At 41.3% G+C, this 19128-nt stretch carries 13 protein-coding genes and 1 pseudogene; 9 read left to right on the top strand and 5 right to left on the bottom strand.

Annotation, left to right across the window (positions count from 1 at the left end; all coding sequences use genetic code 11):
* Nucleotides 1–710 precede the first annotated feature (710 nt).
* From APHWEB_RS04530 to APHWEB_RS04515, 4 genes are all read right to left on the bottom strand, one after another.
* The gene (locus APHWEB_RS04530; RefSeq protein ID WP_011450919.1) at nucleotides 711–1721 is read right to left on the bottom strand and encodes a hypothetical protein; all 1011 of its coding nucleotides are present in this window, start codon (nucleotides 1719–1721) and stop codon (nucleotides 711–713) included.
* Between the two features lie 232 nt (nucleotides 1722–1953).
* Nucleotides 1954–2415, bottom strand: a complete 462-nt coding sequence (locus APHWEB_RS04525) for a hypothetical protein (RefSeq protein ID WP_162183403.1) — start codon at nucleotides 2413–2415, stop codon at nucleotides 1954–1956.
* A gap of 429 nt (nucleotides 2416–2844) precedes the next feature.
* The gene (locus APHWEB_RS04520) at nucleotides 2845–3849 is read right to left on the bottom strand and encodes a hypothetical protein (protein WP_011450921.1); all 1005 of its coding nucleotides are present in this window, start codon (nucleotides 3847–3849) and stop codon (nucleotides 2845–2847) included.
* Between the two features lie 55 nt (nucleotides 3850–3904).
* Nucleotides 3905–4972 carry a hypothetical protein gene (locus APHWEB_RS04515; RefSeq protein ID WP_020849355.1) on the bottom strand — a complete coding sequence of 356 codons (1068 nt, stop codon included), beginning with the start codon at nucleotides 4970–4972 and terminating at the stop codon, nucleotides 3905–3907.
* A 318-nt stretch (nucleotides 4973–5290) separates the two neighbouring features.
* On the opposite strand from APHWEB_RS04515, the gene APHWEB_RS04510 reads away from it, so the two are divergent.
* Both APHWEB_RS04510 and APHWEB_RS04505 read left to right on the top strand, forming a co-directional pair.
* Entirely contained in the window at nucleotides 5291–5656 is a 366-nt protein-coding gene (locus APHWEB_RS04510; RefSeq protein WP_155237139.1) for a hypothetical protein, read from the top strand.
* A 1252-nt stretch (nucleotides 5657–6908) separates the two neighbouring features.
* Nucleotides 6909–8279 (top strand): hypothetical protein, encoded by a 1371-nt coding sequence (locus tag APHWEB_RS04505; protein ID WP_011450925.1) that lies wholly within the window; start codon nucleotides 6909–6911, stop codon nucleotides 8277–8279.
* Nucleotides 8280–9039: 760 nt separating this feature from the next.
* Here the strand turns inward: APHWEB_RS04505 and APHWEB_RS07170 are convergent.
* Nucleotides 9040–9255, bottom strand: a pseudogene (locus tag APHWEB_RS07170) (SAM-dependent methyltransferase); the annotation flags it as partial.
* Nucleotides 9256–9520: 265 nt separating this feature from the next.
* Here APHWEB_RS07170 and APHWEB_RS04500 point away from each other — a divergent pair.
* From APHWEB_RS04500 to APHWEB_RS04470, 7 genes are all read left to right on the top strand, one after another.
* Nucleotides 9521–10957: a hypothetical protein gene (locus APHWEB_RS04500; RefSeq protein ID WP_011450928.1), complete on the top strand. Its 1437-nt coding sequence runs from the start codon at nucleotides 9521–9523 to the stop codon at nucleotides 10955–10957.
* 282 nt (nucleotides 10958–11239) lie between these two features.
* The gene (locus APHWEB_RS04495) at nucleotides 11240–11584 is read left to right on the top strand and encodes a hypothetical protein (RefSeq protein WP_011450929.1); all 345 of its coding nucleotides are present in this window, start codon (nucleotides 11240–11242) and stop codon (nucleotides 11582–11584) included.
* Nucleotides 11584–12093, top strand: coding sequence for a hypothetical protein (locus APHWEB_RS04490; protein ID WP_011450756.1), 510 nt, complete (start codon nucleotides 11584–11586; stop codon nucleotides 12091–12093). The genes APHWEB_RS04495 and APHWEB_RS04490 overlap by 1 nt, the downstream gene beginning before the upstream one ends.
* 73 nt (nucleotides 12094–12166) lie before the next feature.
* A complete protein-coding gene (locus tag APHWEB_RS04485) occupies nucleotides 12167–12649 on the top strand; it encodes a hypothetical protein (RefSeq protein WP_020849356.1) in 483 nt (160 codons plus the stop codon).
* 276 nt (nucleotides 12650–12925) lie between these two features.
* Entirely contained in the window at nucleotides 12926–14350 is a 1425-nt protein-coding gene (locus APHWEB_RS06950) for a hypothetical protein (RefSeq protein ID WP_226988806.1), read from the top strand.
* Between the two features lie 1067 nt (nucleotides 14351–15417).
* Entirely contained in the window at nucleotides 15418–16722 is a 1305-nt protein-coding gene (locus tag APHWEB_RS04475) for a hypothetical protein (RefSeq protein ID WP_155237140.1), read from the top strand.
* An 814-nt stretch (nucleotides 16723–17536) separates the two neighbouring features.
* Nucleotides 17537–18841 carry a hypothetical protein gene (locus tag APHWEB_RS04470; protein ID WP_133121382.1) on the top strand — a complete coding sequence of 435 codons (1305 nt, stop codon included), beginning with the start codon at nucleotides 17537–17539 and terminating at the stop codon, nucleotides 18839–18841.
* Nucleotides 18842–19128: the final 287 nt, after the last annotated feature.

Here is a 19128-nt window from a genome sequence, read left to right as displayed (position 1 = left end):
CGCTTTTTCATGTCATTTTCAATACAATAAGGCAATAACTGCAAAAGGGCACGTTACAACAATATGCCCTTTTTATCTTTCTATAGTTTATGATGAAAAGGCGAACTCTCTATTCCTCTGAGAGAAGCAACTTTAAGACTAGGTAGTTATCCGACTTATTTGTAATCCAATATCTCACAATACATATTTTAGCACTCACGCCATAGAGCGCGGTTAAGGCACGCCTTATAGCTTATAAAACAGTAGTGCATGTTTAAAAGCAGCGGAAAATCCCGTAACGCGCATAGTATGCGGCAGGTTCTTCATATGTTGTTTATGTATAGAGGCAATATTTACACGAACAGCCTTTTTACAATGCATAAAAGTAATATTAAGTGTGCTCAGAGAAGCGATTCCGAAATTTAGAAACACGGTTGCAACCGAAGTTATTACACTTATCAGCATAACTATTTCAAGATCTCTCAGCACATGTTATGCAGTTTTTATGTTTGCGTATGCCAAGACACACAGGTACGGCAGCGAGTAAACCAGCTAGGAGTTTTTCATGTAAGCTTTTTGGGCCTTGAAGTATCTCGGCAGGTATGAAATATCTGGCACTAATCTTAGCTTTATCACTTCCGATCAGGTACATTGCTAGAGCGATGCAGTGGTGTTACCTCGCATGCATTGTATATTCCCTCATTTTCCCCATGCCCATCACTTCTCCTGTTTTAGCGATCAGGCTCTTGGGTGAAAGCATCTTGCCTTAATCCACCAACAAGTTCACTAATTTCTGATGGGACAGGTGTATTCTCCCACTCCTCTCCCTCTATGTACTCAATCGCTTTTGTAATACGAGAGTTATTGATAAAACAGTATGCCAAGATTACCGCATGCCGAATATTTAAGCAGAGGTTGGAATTACCAATATTGCGTATAGGAAAGCTTTCGAATAATCCATTTAACCTCTCATAAAAGCCCATGTCATTTTGTATGCTTAGAACTATGTCCTCGGCATCAGAATCGTAATCAGAATCTAAGGCAGCACTAATACCCGAACGCCTGAAGTCAAGTATAGTTATATTATGAAGTATGTTACATAAATTTCGCGTCCTACTATAAACACCTGTATTTTGCAGGATTTGCTGCATACGCATTATTATTTGCGCAGCTCTATCGTACGCTTTTATGAACGTATCATAGATTGTACTATCAGATAGGCTAGATAGCAGAGGTATAGCATTCTCATCCCAGAAACGGGTAACGTTAGCCCGATCTTTATTGGCTTGTCGCAATACTACAGCCAGCGCTGAGGTGAGAAAAGAGATGGAATCTTGCAAGTTGTACGAGTCGTTGTGTATTGTGCGTGGTGCGTCGCCTCTATCAAAATAAGCAAAGCTAGCATGTAATATAGCTGAATGTAGCAGAAAATATATCTGGCGAGTGCTTGATAACCTCACGCCGCTACTACAGGAACACACCGCGCGTAGTGCTTCGTTAATACAAATCCAGCGATGTTCCGTCATCGGCCTGCTTAGAGCACGTGTTTGCGCTCTTCTTAGAGCATATTCAGCCCTATCTATCAAATACATAAATGCCGCTCGAACGCCTTGAGGATTTTCATCATTATCTATACTCTCAAGTATAGCATCGCAGAATTCTTCTGAGCTTCCATCTTCCCATACTTCTAAGATGTCTGCAACATAGGGATGTAAGTCCAGTACTATGTCGGATAAATTCATATTGTTGCCCATTATTTAATGTTCTTCTGACACGAACACTTCTTCTATCAGCTACCGTTTCATTTGCGATTATATACCGACATTAGATTATACTCAGCTAATCTGGAGATCAGGTTAGAAAATCTACTTGATATACAGGGGGATTCTTTCGCAAAGGGGTTTAGTTTCTTAACGTTATTTGTAATCCACAATATTGATGCAACAAAGCGCATCAGTAAGCAGGCATCCACCTCTACACCCCAGAGTCAAGTGCCAATACGAGTACTAGCACGTTTAGACGATAAGTGAGTTGTGCATCGCCTAATAATGCACCAGATACTTGCTTAGTATTTGTTGATGGAATATTTGCACCGCGTATTGACAGAGGATTTACTCCAAAAGCAATGTCTTTATCAAATAGCGTAATGGAAATTCGTGGCAGCCCTACCATTTGTACCTCAACGATCTTAGGTATAACAAGGCAACTAACATCATCAAATACACCCTTTGCATAGTAAATGCTTGCGTAGTTATGAGTGTTACCTAAAACAAAGTTATCGTAGTCTAAAAGAAAGAAGTAGCGCGCATTATTGCACATTCTATCAGAAAGAAAAGTACTACTTAGAGCTTCTACGATTATTATTTGACATATGGCATTGCTCAAATCGTCAGTGGTATTTTCTATATTCCCAGCATCTCCGTTAATATGAGCCAAATATGCCCACAGTAATACAGCACGCAATAGGAAATACTTTCCTTCGTCCTTGTAAAAGAACTTATATTTTACAGCTCCACGTATATATCCTGCGTATAACACATTATATGCAAAAGCGTATTTTATGAGTGCGTCGGATCTAAATTGCTAACGCGTTCTCTCATAGTTTTGAGGTTGGTTTCTACACTTTCTACTACATATACAAAGGCGGGGAAACCTCCTTCTGTGACACACTATACAACACTGAATTGTGCAGAATTCTACTGAACTTCCCTCCTCTCAAGCCATCTGAAAATCCTCAACTACGACATACAAAATATATGTAGCATGAGAATGCGAGGGGAAGGCATCTGTTTGGTTATCTGCATTCATGGCATTACCGTAGTATTTCCTATGTTCTGGATAGACACTCCAGCGCACTTTTCTGCCTCATAAAAGGCTGTACATTGGTACTAAATCATCTTTTGCTAATGTGGCGATAAGGTTAGAAACTCTACTTGATATGTCTGGGGCCTCTTCTAAAAAGGGGTTCAGTTTCTTGACGTCGTTTGCAATGCACAATATCGATGCCATAAAGCGCATTGGCAAGCAGTAATCAGTACTATCCCCGAAGCTAATTGGCAATCTCAGTACTAGAGTGTTTAGCCGATAAGTAAGTGGCGTATCGCGCAATGATGCACTAGAAATTTGCTCTGTCTTTGTTGGAAGGAGCATTGCTCCGTAATTTATTTCTTTATCTAATAACGTACTGGCAATATGCCCGGGCAGTGGTAAACCCATCAGCACCTCCTGTGCTTCAACAATCTTATGCACCGCAGACTCACGAATATAATGAAATACATCCAATGACGCATCAACTGCTCTGAAAAACATATAATCAGCTAAAACTATTTCTACTTTACCTATGCGAGATCTCGAAAGCTTTAAAAAAAGCTCGAAGAATACATTGGGCGCATTGGAACGAGTTCCGACACCAGCAGGAGAACACCTCAAAGCCCCCACAATATGGAGAGCATTTATTGTTTGATATATAGCATCGCTCAAATCATCAATAGCATTTTCTGTATACGCTGCATCCCTGTTAAGATGCCCCAGACAAATATACAATAACACTGCATGTAGGAAGAAGTAGATCTCCTCATCCTCCGCATCTCTACGTGCAAGCTCAACACATACACTCATGACATAGCACGCGTTTCTTGTGAGAACCCGAGCTGCCGAACCACTTTTAGCACGTTTTTCAGCCGTTTTTAAACTCAATTCAGCGCCTTCTAATACATATACCAAGGCAGCGAAAACCCCACTAAAATCTTCCTCCTGTAATATGCTATATAGTACTGAATTGCAGAATTCTACTGAAGTTGCATCTCCTCTGCTATTCAGGATATCTACAATATACGGATGCAAGGCATTTGTTGAGTTATTTGGATTCATGTCATTACCATAGCATTTCCTGTATCGGGTAGGCACTAAAGAGTCTTGTTCTGCTTCAGCAGCGACTGTACGTCGGCGCTAAATCGTTTTCAGCTAATGCGGCGATAAGGTTGGACAATGCTTTCGGTAAGCCTGCGCCATCCTTTAGTACGTTGCAGCCCTCTATATCTCCTGAAGCAAACAAGGTTGATGCCATAAAACGCATTAGTAAGCATGAATCAATTTCACGGGTATCAGAGGGAATAGGAAGTCTACTTACTAGAGCACGTAATCTGTGTGTCAGTGTTGCATAGCGTAATGTCGCAATGGGTATTTGCTCATTGTTTTCAGCGCTGATTGATACAGCATCTAACTTATGAGAGACTGATGCACCACGTGTATGTTCGGCATCGCGCAACAATTCAGGCATTGCCCACAACGCACTCATACACCCGACTTCACATGATGAGCCCTGCGTCACCTTAACCAAAGCTGTTATGTCGGGCACCCCCTTCATTGTTCGCCTAGAAACATTAAGTGTCTTTTCTATCAGACGATGAACCAGGCTTACTTCCCCTATTCCAAGTCCATATATGCAAGATATATCCTCTACATTCCAGTTAGTAGTAACATTGATTACGTCACCTCTTTTATACACAATGTATATAGCATTGATGGTCTTAGTAATAGCTTTGCCCAAATCAGCAGTGTCTACATCTTCCCGATATTCCGATACCCTATCAAGATGCGCCAAACAAGTGTATAACAACCCCACATGCAACAATAGAGAGGTTTCCTTTGGTACAAACCCTTTTCCCGCTGCTATACCTACCAACCCTTTGCACAAACTCAGGACCTTTAAGGCCTTCCCTATGAAAACATTGCGATATGCTGTAGCACTACTCGCAACACATCCCCGCGCTTCCCCTAAACTAAATACTGCACTTTCTATTATATGCGCCAAGGCATATAATACTCCCTCGAGGTCCTCATATTGAGATATGCTGCGCAGTACCGCATTGCGGAATTCCTCCGAACATATGTCCGCACCACTGGCCTCCATAGTACGCGCAATGTACGGGTGCAGGCGGGCTACAGGATCGTACAAATGCACATCATTGTCACCATTATATTGAATAGCCATATAGCCCTCTTTTTTCTCTCGTAATTTTTTTTATATCCTAGAATAAATTATAAATTTAAACTAAAAATATTGCTTTATATGCTAAGAAGCAAGATATAACGAGCATTCACATTACGCATGTCTGAACAATAAGATATGTCATATGCTTTGTAATTATAATATTTCTTTTAGCATGAAAATTTATCAAATTTTCATGAAAAGACAGGGATGCTCTCTTAGAAGAAAATGTATTATTGCTGCTGAAGTTAACCGGAATGGGGGATTGTGATATATCCGTCCATTTAAGTGGCTTGTTCATATACAAGCATTGCGCGTACTATGGAGGCCAGTGGTGCGGACATATGTTCGGAGGAATTCCGCAATGCGGTACTGCGCAGCATATCTCAATATGAGGACCTCGAGGGAGTATTATATGCCTTGGCGCATATAATAGAAAGTGCAGTATTTAGTTTAGGGGAAGCGCGGGGATGTGTTGCGAGTAGTGCTACAGCATATCGCAATGTTTTCATAGGGAAGGCCTTAAAGGTCCTGAGTTTGTGCAAAGGGTTGGTAGGTATAGCAGCGGGAAAAGGGTTTGTACCAAAGGAAACCTCTCTATTGTTGCATGTGGGGTGTTATACACTTGTTTGGCGCATCTTGATGTCAGTTTTGTGTGTAAAAGCGAGCTTGACCTCAATGCTTTGATTCAAGATGTGGCTTTAACCATCAGTGTGCTTTCTATCGTACAAAATAATATATAGACATTTATCGTGCATTTTGGAAATGCGAGAAAATATAGGAGCTTTTGCTTGTGCGGGGATTATAGCAGGAGGTTACAGAGTATATTTTGGAATATGGAACGGTACTTCAAAATGCTTTTAAGCGCATTTTTCAGGAAAGTGATGCTAGTCAGCTATCCCCTATTTCACGCGATTCAAAACTTACTGATAGGGTCGCTGTGTTGTTTAGAGCTCTCCCATGCCATATAACGCCCATAATATTAGCTATATTCCAACATTCAATGTGCGTCAATTACGCTGCTATATCTAAGCAATTTTTGTATATGGGAGAGAGCAAACTTGTATGGCGCAGAACTCTGCGACTCTATTACCGTACGTAACAGCTAAAGATATCCTCAAATACAACGGACCTAATCGCTAAACCAGAAGAAGTGATGGGCATGGGGAAAATGAGGGAATATACAATGCATGCGAGGTAACACCACTGCATCGCTCTAGCAATGTACCTGATCGGAAGTGATAAAGCTAAGATTAGTGCCAGATATTTTTTCATACCTGCCGAGATACTTCAAGGCCCAAAAAGCTTACATGAAAAACTCCTAGCTGGTTTACTCGCTGCCGTACCTGTGTGTCTTGGCATGCGCAAACATAAAAACTGCATAACATGTGCTGAGAGATCTTGAAATAGTTATGCTGATAAGTGTAATAACTTCGGTTGCAACCGTGTTTCTAAATTTCGGAATCGCTTCTCTGAGCACACTTAATATTACTTTTATGCATTGTAAAAAGGCTGTTCGTGTAAATATTGCCTCTATACATAAACAACATATGAAGAACCTACCGCATACCATGCGCCTCACGGGATTTTCCGCTGCTTTTAAACGTAAACTACTGCTTGCAATTTCATCACATCACCTATGCACATTGCATCAGGCATTGTGCTGCTTGCAATTTCGTAAGATATAAAAGCAACATAAGATCCCACGATAATTAAGGAGACTTCCCACTTACGCCTGTGTATTCACACGAAAACTTATATTAAAAAAGCAATTTCTCCCAAATCTCATGCTATTTTATAAATCCAAAAAAGGAACTATCTTTCAATAGTAAATCCCCGTAATGTCGCTAATTTTTTGATTGTTTTAAAAAATAATATCTTTTATCCCTCAATAACTAAGATAGTATTACATAATTAGTTGGATATAACGTAAAATAATATGCTTGTACCAGAATATTCTCATATCGAAGATCCTTTAAGAAATGCCAGCATAGGCTCCGTGAGCTTTTTGGAAGCTGTACTTAGTGAAATCATAGAAAATGGCATATCGTCTAAAAAAGTTTCTGATGCTTTCGTGTTTTCACTCATCTATGCCAGAAATGCTGTTTCTATCACACCTCACTGTAGGCCATTAGGCTCGCAAAGTGTAGCGCATGCTGCTTATATCCTGAATTGCATCATGGAGAATAATATGAAGGCTGATCAAACCTTCTCGCAATGGTTCTCGTATACCAATGATAACCTTACTAGAGTATTAGAGCATCTGTCTACGAGTTTGGAGCATCCTAATATAAAGCAGCATGTGGTTTGTACGGAGGAGCGGTATGAAGCTGTGAAGACGTGTATTTTTCCTGTCATTACAGCAATGATGATCACCTATCACAGCAGCATGCCTCAAATCCCGAAGCAATCTTTCAAAGAATTATTGGAAAAGGATAATATTATCAATAAGAAATACAGTACTCTAAAGAGAATTATATTCAACACCATAAGTGCTCTAATCCAAGAAGCTCCTAATTACAAGAGCAAAACTAGGGAAGATTACAACAGCGGGATATCATGCATCACAGAAATTATTGATAGGATGTCATTACTGTTGAATAGCAGAACACCGCTTTCTGATCGCAGTAGGATCAGCATGTGCTTACACAGTGCTGTTTCTACGCTGATTGCCTCTGTGACGTACAATGCTTCGCACCATGTAGAATACTACCAGACCTTTCAGATTCTTGATATTGCATTAATTGCTCTTCGCGAGGAACTCTATAATTTTTCCAATGTATGTAATCTAAAACTTGATGATAAAGGCGCAATTCATCCGTATTCGCACATCTTAACGAAGTTATTGTCATCAACTCTAGAACTATCAACTCTTGCATCTAATATCTCGATTAGAAACGATATTGCCTATTGTCAAAAAACAATGCTCGATCTTTACGTGCATTACCTGAATAGGCCAAAAATTGCATCTATCTTATCTAAAAACTCTGTTGCACGTATAGAATTTGGTGAACCTCCCGTATACGGTGAGTTCGTGAGCCAAATTAATAGTACAATAGCAATACTACAGCGCACAAAAGTACTCAAAGTTAATGCAGAAAGCTCGTCACGAATACTACAATATGCTTGTAAAGATTTTACTCAGATACAACGAAAATTGACAAAAAGCACGAATGACCCACAAGTGTTATTAGGTACAGAAAATGATGTCTTAATCTCTACCGAAGAACCCATGTTTGAGCTTCCACAAAGTACACATATTACCTCACTAACGAGCATGGCACACGGTACTGGATATCATATAAACTGATGCAATAGGTAGTTTAATTAGCTCTTTTCTGGCCAAAGCGGCGCGGGAGCAATTACTAAGGCCAAGTGTAGCATTGCAATAAATAATATTACACAGTACCTGGCATGAAGTAGTTCTCACCATGCACCTGGCCAGTGAAATTCCCTCTCCTAACAACAGAACGTCCAGTACATAGCATGTAAAAATGCTAATTCTAGTTATGAGACTGTTAGCATACGAGTTGTCTTGCATACTTATTTCACACACAACAATAAGGTTGTACTTTTACCAACGCAAAGGGGTACTGAAGACTATTTAAACAATTTCTCCCCCTATACCATCATGAATTAAGTAGAAACAGAAGTAGCTTCTTTTAGGGAATAACATGAAATTTCTGATTCTGAGCCCTTATCCTCTACGCAGTGCGATCACTGAGGATCGTATTGTGGGAACAGTACTGCATGAACCATAGCACGCTGCATTAACATTAGATCTATAGCTCATCAATAGGACGTATTGTTCGATTATTGCCGAACTTGCTTCTATATTGCCGTATGTGCTTTACTCAGATTAAGAACTCCAATATGCATTGTGTAAGTTTATGACCTCGTGCTTGCAGGTGAGAGTAAAAATGCGATGTTTTCATAAAACACAAATTGTATGCATAGTTACGACGCATTAATTTGAAAGGTGCATCCTGCACATATTTATTGAGTATTGGATTTGCAGAATAGAACGCTGAGCAGTAATTCTAGAGAAGCTTAAACTCCACGAGTATCCACTACCCTTTGAACTTTAGAGCTGCTAAATAGATCTCAGAAGTATCTTTCCTACTGGACTTGGGGTTGAAGCGTAAAAATATATCAAAACACATCATGATAGATCGCTTAAACTCTTGCTCGTACTCTCTGTGCAGTAATTTTGCAACAAGACTGCTACTAGGACTTGGGTATTCCAAAGCTATATCTTTCGCAAGTTCACATGAGTTTATTATGTTTACATGGTCAACCTACCTGTACCCACAGGGTTTCTGATAGTTCCAGGTCGAACTTTATTCCATTATGCGTAAACGCAGCCCGCTATATGCCCCAAAAGCTTATTCAATACCTTCTTTAAACGCTATACCAACAATGCATTTATTTAAAAGTGTAGAATTCTCAGGCACATTTAGCTTAAAGCAAAGTATTAAAAAATAAATCATTGCCTTGTAGCATGTACTATAACATGTTAGAGTGTTCTACTGGGTGTTAGTGGTAAATGTAATGCATGGACGCAGTACAGTTAGCAATTACGGTTCTGGCTACCAGCCCGTTTGCAATCGCTTAATTTCAGAATTGCAAAGCGAGAATTGCTCTTATTTCAGTTTCCTTAAGTCACTGCTAAGTGTCTTAGAGCATGCAGTCGAAGCTACAGAAAAGGCGCAAAGCATTGTTGGGCAGAGCGGGAGAGTAGGTTGCAGGGTTGATGCGCAGTGCCTAGCCACTGCTCAAGTTCGCCTGCATAGAGTTTCCGAAGAGGTTAGTACTGCTATACAAACTGCAACAGCATCTGAGAATAATGAGGAAGAAATATCTCTAAATTTCTTAAAACAAACATGTAATGCGCTTATCAGACAGTGTTTCGATGCCCTGTATCATATTAGTAATTCTCGCCGTCGGTTCAATATCCTCGCAGAGCATTATACTGATGCATTTTCTTCTATTTCCATTACCGTACTAGTACTCGTAGATGCGATTACCCTGATGCGTCGAGCACATACATACGTAACTACAGGCAATACAGTAGAAAGCACTGCCATAACCGAAACAAGACATCGTATTGCGCGATGTATGAATGCGGCGTGCTATGCTATTCATGCGGTGCCGGGATCCACAATACGATCTTCAGTAGATGCATCAGGTGGCGGGTGCTCAGCACCTGAAATACGGGAAATGACATGTTACCTATTGAAAGAAGCTGCGCTGTTATCTCGCTTAATACATAGTAGGGAAGAAACGGTAAACCGTGATTGTGTATCATATGCATACTTTTCACTGGAAAATGTACTGCGACGTTTACTGCGTGGTCTTGCACCTAGCTGTACTGATACGAGGTTTTTCGCTGCGGTGTCGCAGGCTGCAATGGTACGTGCTTCTGAGGAATATCGGTGCTTTATAGAGGGCGCGCTCCCTAGTGATGATGATGATGTGATACGTCAGCATAATCTTTCCCTTATGCTTTTAGAAGCTTCAGCGATGGTGTATCTGGTAAATGCTTCCTGCGCTGCGAGAGTACAAATAGCGGGAAAGCCCGATCGCTGTGCGTGCAGTGTTCTGGAAACTTTGGACAAAGTGCAACAAGCACTATCTGCTCTCAAGGGCAGGAAAAAACTATGTGTTGCTCAATCTCTAGGGGATGCTAATCTCTGCTCTTTCATAACAGGTTTAGTGGCTGATGCTCGACGGCTCATTGAGAATATCGACATGAGTGCTCTACCAAATCCCACTTTGCATGGTGCCTTGTTGAATCGTACAAGAGAAATTTTGTCAGCCGCTGGGTCACTATGTATAAGACTGCAGTGTGCTGGAGATCCTGAGTATAGGATTCCTGAGGAATCTGGTTTTGATTCCAACGCGTGGAACATCCCATCGTCTCACTTAGCAGCCATTTCTACAATACTCTCGGCCATATTTCCTAATCTTTCTTTACGGCGCAGTTGACAATGGCGGATGCTTTAGCGCTCGCTCGCGATTAGAAGAAAGGTAAGCGGTACCCGGTGCCTTATGCATTAATGAGGCACCACAACTTTTGTGGAAGTGTATCGCTTAAAATCTTTCCTGCTGTAGTAGAATATTCCCTATAATATGTAAGATTTTGATTTCTTTAGAGATACATTCCATATGATTACTGCAATCTAGATATTCTTTAAAAATAAGTAGTTCGCTTGTCGCGTGCTGCTGTACACGTTATAGTTGTCGCCGTGTTGTTTTAGTGGTAATGCAATGCATGGACATGACATAGTTGGGAATTACGTAGCTGGTTATAGGTCTACTTATGATCGCTTGATTTCAGGATTGCAAAACAGAGATTTGTCTTATTTTGCCATTCTCAAGGCACTACTGTATATCTTGGATCAAGCAGCGGAATCTGTAGGAAGGGCGCAGAGCATTGTTGAAAAAGTTGGTGCAGGCACAAACATAAATGCAGTGCACCTTGCTTTGTCTCAAAAGCGCTTCCTAAGCACAATCGAAGCTATTGGTGCTGCTATAGAAGGTGCAACAGCGGATGCGCGTAGAGAAAAGAGGGTTATACATTTCTTAAAACGCAGAGGAAATGCACTATTATAATGCAGTGTTTACAGGCACTGTCGCATCTCGATCAATCTCGCCATGCTATAAATCCTTTTGCGGAACAAAGCCCTGATATTGTCTGTCATGTTTCTGACGCTGTTACAAAACTAGTAGATGCAATTGCAATACTAAGTAGAGCAAATGCATATGTCACCACGGGTAAGGTAGAAGAAAGCGCGGCTACAACCGATACAAAACGTCGTATCGAGAGATACATTAATACGTCGTGCTGCGCTATTAGCTCAATGTCAGACGCGTCAATAAGTCAATTAGTGACTGAATCTAATGGAAGATGCACAGAGCCTGAAATACGAACAATGGCATATCATCTCTTAACGGAGGCCGCTTATATCTCTAGCTTACGCGATGAAGAGCAGGAAACCAATCGTAAAAGTGCCTTACACGCCTTCTCTACAGCAGCATCTATACTACAATGTATGGTTGGGCATCCTGTACTCAACAGCACTGATACTCAATTGTGCAAAATAGTACAGAACGTGCCTTAGAAGAACACGAACGCAATGCAGCTGGTGTGTGCATCAATGATAATGTCTTTGGAAGCGGTTGTAACCTTTCCCAATGCTTTTAGAAGCTGTGTCTACCATGTACGCAGTGCACACTTCTTTCAATACAATACCAACAGTAATAGAAGGTGATATTGAGAACTGTAAGCGCACTGTTTTGGGTGTCGGAGCAAAATTACAAGCAGCACTATCTGTACTTCGTGGCAGAAGTCTCAATGAGGTTAAATCTCTGGGAGATGCAAATGTTTTTTCTCATATAACAGGGCTACTAGCTGATGCTAAACTGTTACTTGAAGCTATAGATGTGAGTTCATTACCAAACCCAGAACTGCATGGGGAGTTATTGAATAATGTTAGGAAGACACTGTGCGAAGCAGCAGCAGTATGCGTAAAGCAGCAGTGCATGGGAAATCCTGAGTATGGCGTTCCTGTAGAATTTGATTGTGCTAATCCTAGAGCGTGGGGCTTCTCATCTACTAACGTCGAAGCTGCTTATCCAAGTTTAGTTGCAGATTCCATGGGGTATCACATACTATAGTAGGTAATTTTTCTACCAATTAGCGAAAAACGGTGCTTGCACATAGACGGCACCGTGCCTTCGTAAAAGTGTACTGTATAAAAGCCCTAATAGCCGATGTAAGGGAGTGAATACTCTATAGAAGTGCACATTATTATCTTCATAGCAAGGCATATTTTCTTCTTTAGGTATTGCTTCTTTTTATTGATCAAATTATTGATCAAATCCCAATATTTTTTAAGAAATCAATAGTTGACTACTTGTGTCATGGCTCGTTATAGTTGTAGAGGTGGGTGTTTGGTGGTAAATGCAATGCATGGACTTGGTCATGAGCCCGTTTGCAAGGGCGTAATCGCGGGATTGCAAGGTGGGAATGTGTCTTATTTTGAGGCACTCAAGGTGCTGGTGCGTGCTTTGGATACGTCAGCAGAATCTGTAGAAAGAGCACAAGGCATTGGTGAGAAAATCGGTCCTGATGGCACCCACCTCGATGGGGAACAGCTTCTCTTGGTCCAAGTAGGTCTTTACAATTTAGTGAGAGTAGTTGATGATGCCATACGAGATATAGAGTGGAATGAGGATCAAAGCGAAGAAATAGCTTCTAAATTTTATCGGGAGAAAGGAAAATCACTTGCCCAGCGGTGTATGCAGGCACTGCATGACCTCAGTCAATCGCGCCGCTCTGTAAATCCCCTTAAGGAAAAGAATTCTAATATAATTTGCTATGTGTCCAATGCCGTAGTGGCTCTAACAGATGCAATTGCTTTGCTACGTGGTGCACATACGCTCGCGACCGGAAATGTGGTAGTAGAAAAAAGCTCAGAAGTCACAGAAACTAAACGACGTATTAGTAGATGTATTAATGCGTCATATAGTGCTGTTCGTTCGATACCAGAAACTTCGTTGCAGTCCTCGATAGAGATGTTTTATGAGGGTGGCTCAGGAGAAAAAATACGAGAAATGGCGTATGCTATCTTGAAGGAAGCTTCTGCTCTCTCTGACTTAATTCGCGATAATGAAGGGGAAGTATCCCGTAAAAGCGTGTCGGGTGCCTTCTTTGTAGCAGAAGATTTGCTACAGTGTATAGCCAAATTGCCTGTGCTTGACTGTTCCACAACTGCATTCTGCACTTCAGTGGTACGTGCTGCAATGAAGTGTGCTTATGACGAGCACAGACGTAATGCAGAGGGTACGCACCAACGTGATAGTGACGTTGGAGATGGTCATTGCCTTTCCATAATGCTTTTAGAAGCTGTGTCTACCACGCACGCAGTGCACACTTCTTTCAATACAATACCAACAGTAACAGAAGGTGATATTGAGAACTGTAAGCGCACTGTTTTGGGTGTCGGAGCAAAATTACAAGCAGCACTATCTGTACTTCGTGGCAGAAGTCTCAATGAGGTTAAATCTCTGGGAGATGCGAATGCTGTCTCTTATATAACAGGTTTAATAGCTGATGCTCAACTTTTACTCGAAGATATAGATGTGCATTCATTACCAAACCCAGAACTGCATGGGGAGTTATTGAATAATGTTAGGAAGACACTGTGCGAAGCAGCAGCAGTATGCGTAAAGCAGCAGTGCATGGGAAATCCTGAGTATGGCGTTCCTGCAGAATGTGATTGTGCTAATCCTCAAGACTGGGATTTCCCATCTACTAACGTCGAAGCTGCTTATCCAAGTGTAGTTGCAGATTCCATGGGGTATCACATACTATAGTAGGTAATTTTTCTACCAATTAGCGAAAAACGGTGCTTGCACATAGACGGCACCGTGCCTTCGTAAAAGTGTACTGTATAAAAGCCCTAATAGCCGATGTAAGGGAGTGAATACTCTATAGAAGTGCACATTATTATCTTCATAGCAAGGCATATTTTCTTCTTTAGGTATTGCTTCTTTTTATTGATCAAATCCCAATATTTTTTAAGAAATCAATAGTTGACTACTTGTGTCATGGCTCGTTATAGTTGTAGAGGTGGGTGTTTGGTGGTAAATGCAATGCATGATGGGCTTGGTTGGGTGTAGTTAGGAATTACGCATATGGCCATATGCGTTTACAAGCAGTAAACCTTGTATACAAAGCAACGAGCTTTCATGTCTAGGTCCGTAAAACGCTATTGAACATGGTTGTCTCAGACGGAATCATATTGACAGAGGTCGAACATAAGCCTTTTTAATAAAGGCAGTATATAACCGTTTCAGTAGTATGCCTTTTTACACCTCATCAACAGTTGTACGTCAAATCAGATACATGTTGATAGTAAAATTGAAGAAAAGGCATAGAGTAACTTCGTTCAATACTCCATCAGAAGTGCTTTGTAGTGGCACTATGAGGTTACGTTGACGTAATAAATCTCAGTGACTACTTTTGGGCAGGCCCTTTTTAGTTACAATTACGATACGCTGATTTGAAAAAACAGCTCTTGTCCGCCGCGTTACACAAAAATTCCCCTGCTCTTTTTACTTGGTAAAACTGCTTCTAAAACCTTGGAAGCAACCGCACTTGCACACTACTTAAACATGTCATAGTGCTTAGTTGCTTATTCAGGGTCGGCAAATTTGTGCTGCTGAAGTACGCAATACCACAATAAATGTACTTGGATTTTTGACATAAATCTTACCTCCTCACTTAAGCATGTATTATGGTAATGCTAACAGGTGGCAGGCCGAAAGAATTTACAACTATCTGTCTTACAAATTCTAGCTATAGTTTAATGTAGCATTTCCCTTTGAAAGCTACACTAATAACATGTTATACACAAGTGTGTGTATGTTATGGTTATGTAATGCATAGTTCAATGATTTATAATTCAAAAACCTACAGGGTTTATAGTCGTGTAGCAGGTGAGATCAAAGATGATAGGCTTACGCATAGAGCTGTTGCTGTATATTGTAGCTGGTTGCTGGAAAGGTCTATAAATGAGTTGCGTGCAGTTCTAGAGACATCTGGACCGGATGGTTATGTGTTCGTTCAGCTAGCTCTAGATCGTATGGAAGAGGTATATAATGATATTTATCAGGCACGAGCAGGTACTCATGATGATATAGTGAAAGCACTATCTGCTAATTGTGATCAGTATCTTTTTCAATGTCGCAGTGCGTTGTTTCATCTTTCACGTTTCCGCGATGGGTCATTACCTCTAGAAGGACCTGTAGGCGACGACGTTTCTAGCTTCTGTACTGCCTCCTCTAATATCGCCTCGGTTATCACTCTTCTCCAGACAAATCGAAGTCTTCCCGATAGGGTATCATCCGATACAAGAAACAGATTGTGTATGTTGATAGACTCACTTAGTGATTCTGTTACTGCAATGCCTGATAGTGCTTTTATGCACTTAGCTCAGGGTTCTGCTGGGTTTGCTAGTGTATACGATGCGAGATGCGCGTTTCTGTTCGCAGTAGAAGAATTGCGTGCTCTGGCTTACACTGTGCACACAGATACTGACACTGCTGCTAGAGTATGTTTAGGAGATAGCTTTGAAGCTTTGCTAGAAAATATTAGAGAAGCAATACGTAGAGTTTCTGATGCACCAGGTGTTACTGCTCGAGCATCCTGTAGTTGTACACTGGCTAATAAGGCGCTTGCCAGGATCCAAGCTATGTTTGAGAATTACGTAAATGGCACCCACGCTCGCGATTCTGACCTCAGCGACGAAATGTATATGAGTACTACTATTGTATCTGCATATGCAGCCGCACGTAGCCTGTGCTATAGTTGCATATCTGCGGCTTCAGAACTGCCGTGTGTGCCTTCTATTATAGAGTGTTCTAGCGCACTGTATGATCTATACTCACATTTAAGTGCCCGTGCATTTATAGACCTGGCTGATCCACATGATGTCAATAATATACTTCCTGCTTTGAACAAAGCACGTGAAGCTCTAGGCAAAGTAGACCGGTCTACTTTGCCTAGTAATCGTGATACTGAGATATACGATAGGCTTCGTAAAGCAATAGAGCAAGCTTCTGGACGATGCATCATGAGACAGTTAGAGCCTGATTATCTTGATCTAGCACCTAGTACAGGACAGAATGATCTGTCGATTGAGGGATTGGGGGCTGCTGGAGCTTCTCATGATTTGCATCATTAATTAGTAGTTGTAGGTTCATTTTGTGGTATTGCTGTGCGCGCCTTTGTAGGTGCGTACGGCAGTTGCTACAAGCAGCTTGTTTTGCTTGCATTAATTCTTAGGGATTAGCCCTTTTATTTTGCTGTGTGGTGCACGTTGTTACATGCTCTGTATAACTATGGACTGTTTATGGTGGACATGTAGTGGTGTTTACTTGTTCTAGATTTCTCACCTATAGAGAACGGTCTCTCTTCTAAGCTAGAATTTAGATGTGTGGTTCAGGAGTCTGTACCCTTCTTTTGTCGAGATCTTTTCATGCTGGAGTGAGCATTGCACCGTTTTTCTAACTAGTTGCGCTTGCGTTGTTCTTCCCCGTTACCTAAGACTCTGCACATGTATGTAGTTTTATATCGGGACACAGCGTGCGTTTTGTATATCAATTTGTTATAGATCTTGTTCACGGCACCATATACTGCTCTTTTCATTTGGTAAAACTGCTTCAAAGACCTTGAAAACAAACGCGCTCGCATACTACTTAAACATGTCATAGTGCTTAGTTGCTTATTCAGGGTCAGCAAATTTGTGCCGCTTAGGCAGGCAATACCACAATAAATGTACTTGGATTTTTGACCTAAATCTTACCTCCGCACTGAAGTATGTATTATGGTAATGCTAGTAGGCAGAAAAGCAGACAACTCTGCCGCTATCTGTAACTACAAACAAAACAACTATCTATATCGCAAATTCTCGCTACAGCTCATTAAAGTAGCGTTTCCCTTTGAAAGCTATACTAATAACATGTTATACACGAATGTGTGTATGTTATGGTGCTGTTATGCATAGTTTCATAGATCCTATATCTAAAACCTATAGAGTTTATAGTAATGTAGAAGAGAGTCTCAGAAGTGGTGAGTTTACGGAGCGCGCTGTTGCTGTGCGTACGTCTTGGTTGTTGGAACAGGCTCTAGAAAGGTTGCACAGAGTTGTAGAAGCCTCTGAAGAAGGGATCCCTTCATCTCTCGTCAAGATGGCTTTGCAGAACGTAAGGGATATATACAGTAATATTTATAGGGCGCGTGAAGGTACTGCCAACAATATAAAAAAGGCGCTAGTTGATAATGGTCGTGAACATATTTCTAAATTGCGCACTGTGTTGCTTTACCTTGCGCTTGCACGTAGTAAATCGTTGCCTAATGAAGGGCCGGCAGGAGCATCTGTTACTGAAATAAGTGCCGCTTCCTACAATGCCGCCTCGGCTCTATCTATTCTCCAGTCAAATCTTGGTCTTCCAGATGAAGCATCGGTCAATACAAGAGATAGATTGTGTGTATTGCTAGACTCACTTAGTGGTACTATTGAGCTAATTCCTGGCCGTGCATTACTTCGCTCAGTACGGGGCTCGACTGGGTTTATTTCCCCATCTGAGGTAAGAAATGCATTATTGTTGGCTGTAGAAGAGGCACGCGCGTTGGTGTACACTACGCATGACAGTGCTGACAAAGATGCTAGAGGATGTGTGCAAGGCGCGTTAGAACTTGTGCTATATTCAATAAAACGAGTAATATGTGGGATTAGAGGAAAAAATATTAGTTCCAGAGCGTCATGGAGTTGTGCGCTGGCTAGTCAAATGATGTATACTATCCAGGAAGTGTTTGATGGTTATGTCAGCAATACCCATACTCGCGATTTTGACGTAAGTGACAAAGAGTTTCTTAGTAATAACGTTATACGTGCGTTCACAAGTGCACGTCACCTGCTTGCTAGTTGCGTTTCTGTGCCACCAGAGGAGAGACCATCGTCTTCTGAGTATGTGATACGGTGTAGTGGCATGCTGCGTGAGGTATATTCACATTTGGGTACCTGTGAATCCATAGACCTGGCTAACCCTCATGGTGCCAACAATATACTTCCTGCTTTAAACAAAGCACGTGAAGCTCTCGACGAAGTAGATCCGTCTGATTTGCCGAGTCATCGTGATGCTGAGACATACTCTAGAATTCGTGAAGCAATAATGCAAGCTTCTCGGCGATGCATCATGCAACAGTGCTCTGAGCCTGATCTTCTTGATTCAGCGCTCGGTGCAGGATGGGATGCTCTGTCGATTGAGGGATTGGGGGCTGGCTGCTGGCGCTTCTCCTGATTTGCATCATTAGTTAGTAGTTGTAGATTCATTTTACGGTATTGCTGTGCGCGCCTTTGCAGGTGCGTACGGCAGTTTCTACAAGCAGCTTGTTATGCTTGCATTAATTCTCATAGATTATTCCTTTCATTTTGCTAGTGTGGTGCACGTTGTTGTACGCTCTGTATAACTACTTACTGCTTTTTACATGTAACATGAAATAGTATTTACTTGTTCTAAGTCTCTCATCTGTCGATGATAGTCTCTTCTAAGCCGGAATCGTGAATATTTCCAGTGCCTTGTTTGCA

This window comes from Anaplasma phagocytophilum str. Webster (assembly GCF_000964685.1).
GTDB classification, from domain to species: domain Bacteria; phylum Pseudomonadota; class Alphaproteobacteria; order Rickettsiales; family Anaplasmataceae; genus Anaplasma; species Anaplasma phagocytophilum.
This window is presented reverse-complemented; position numbering and strand designations above follow the sequence as displayed.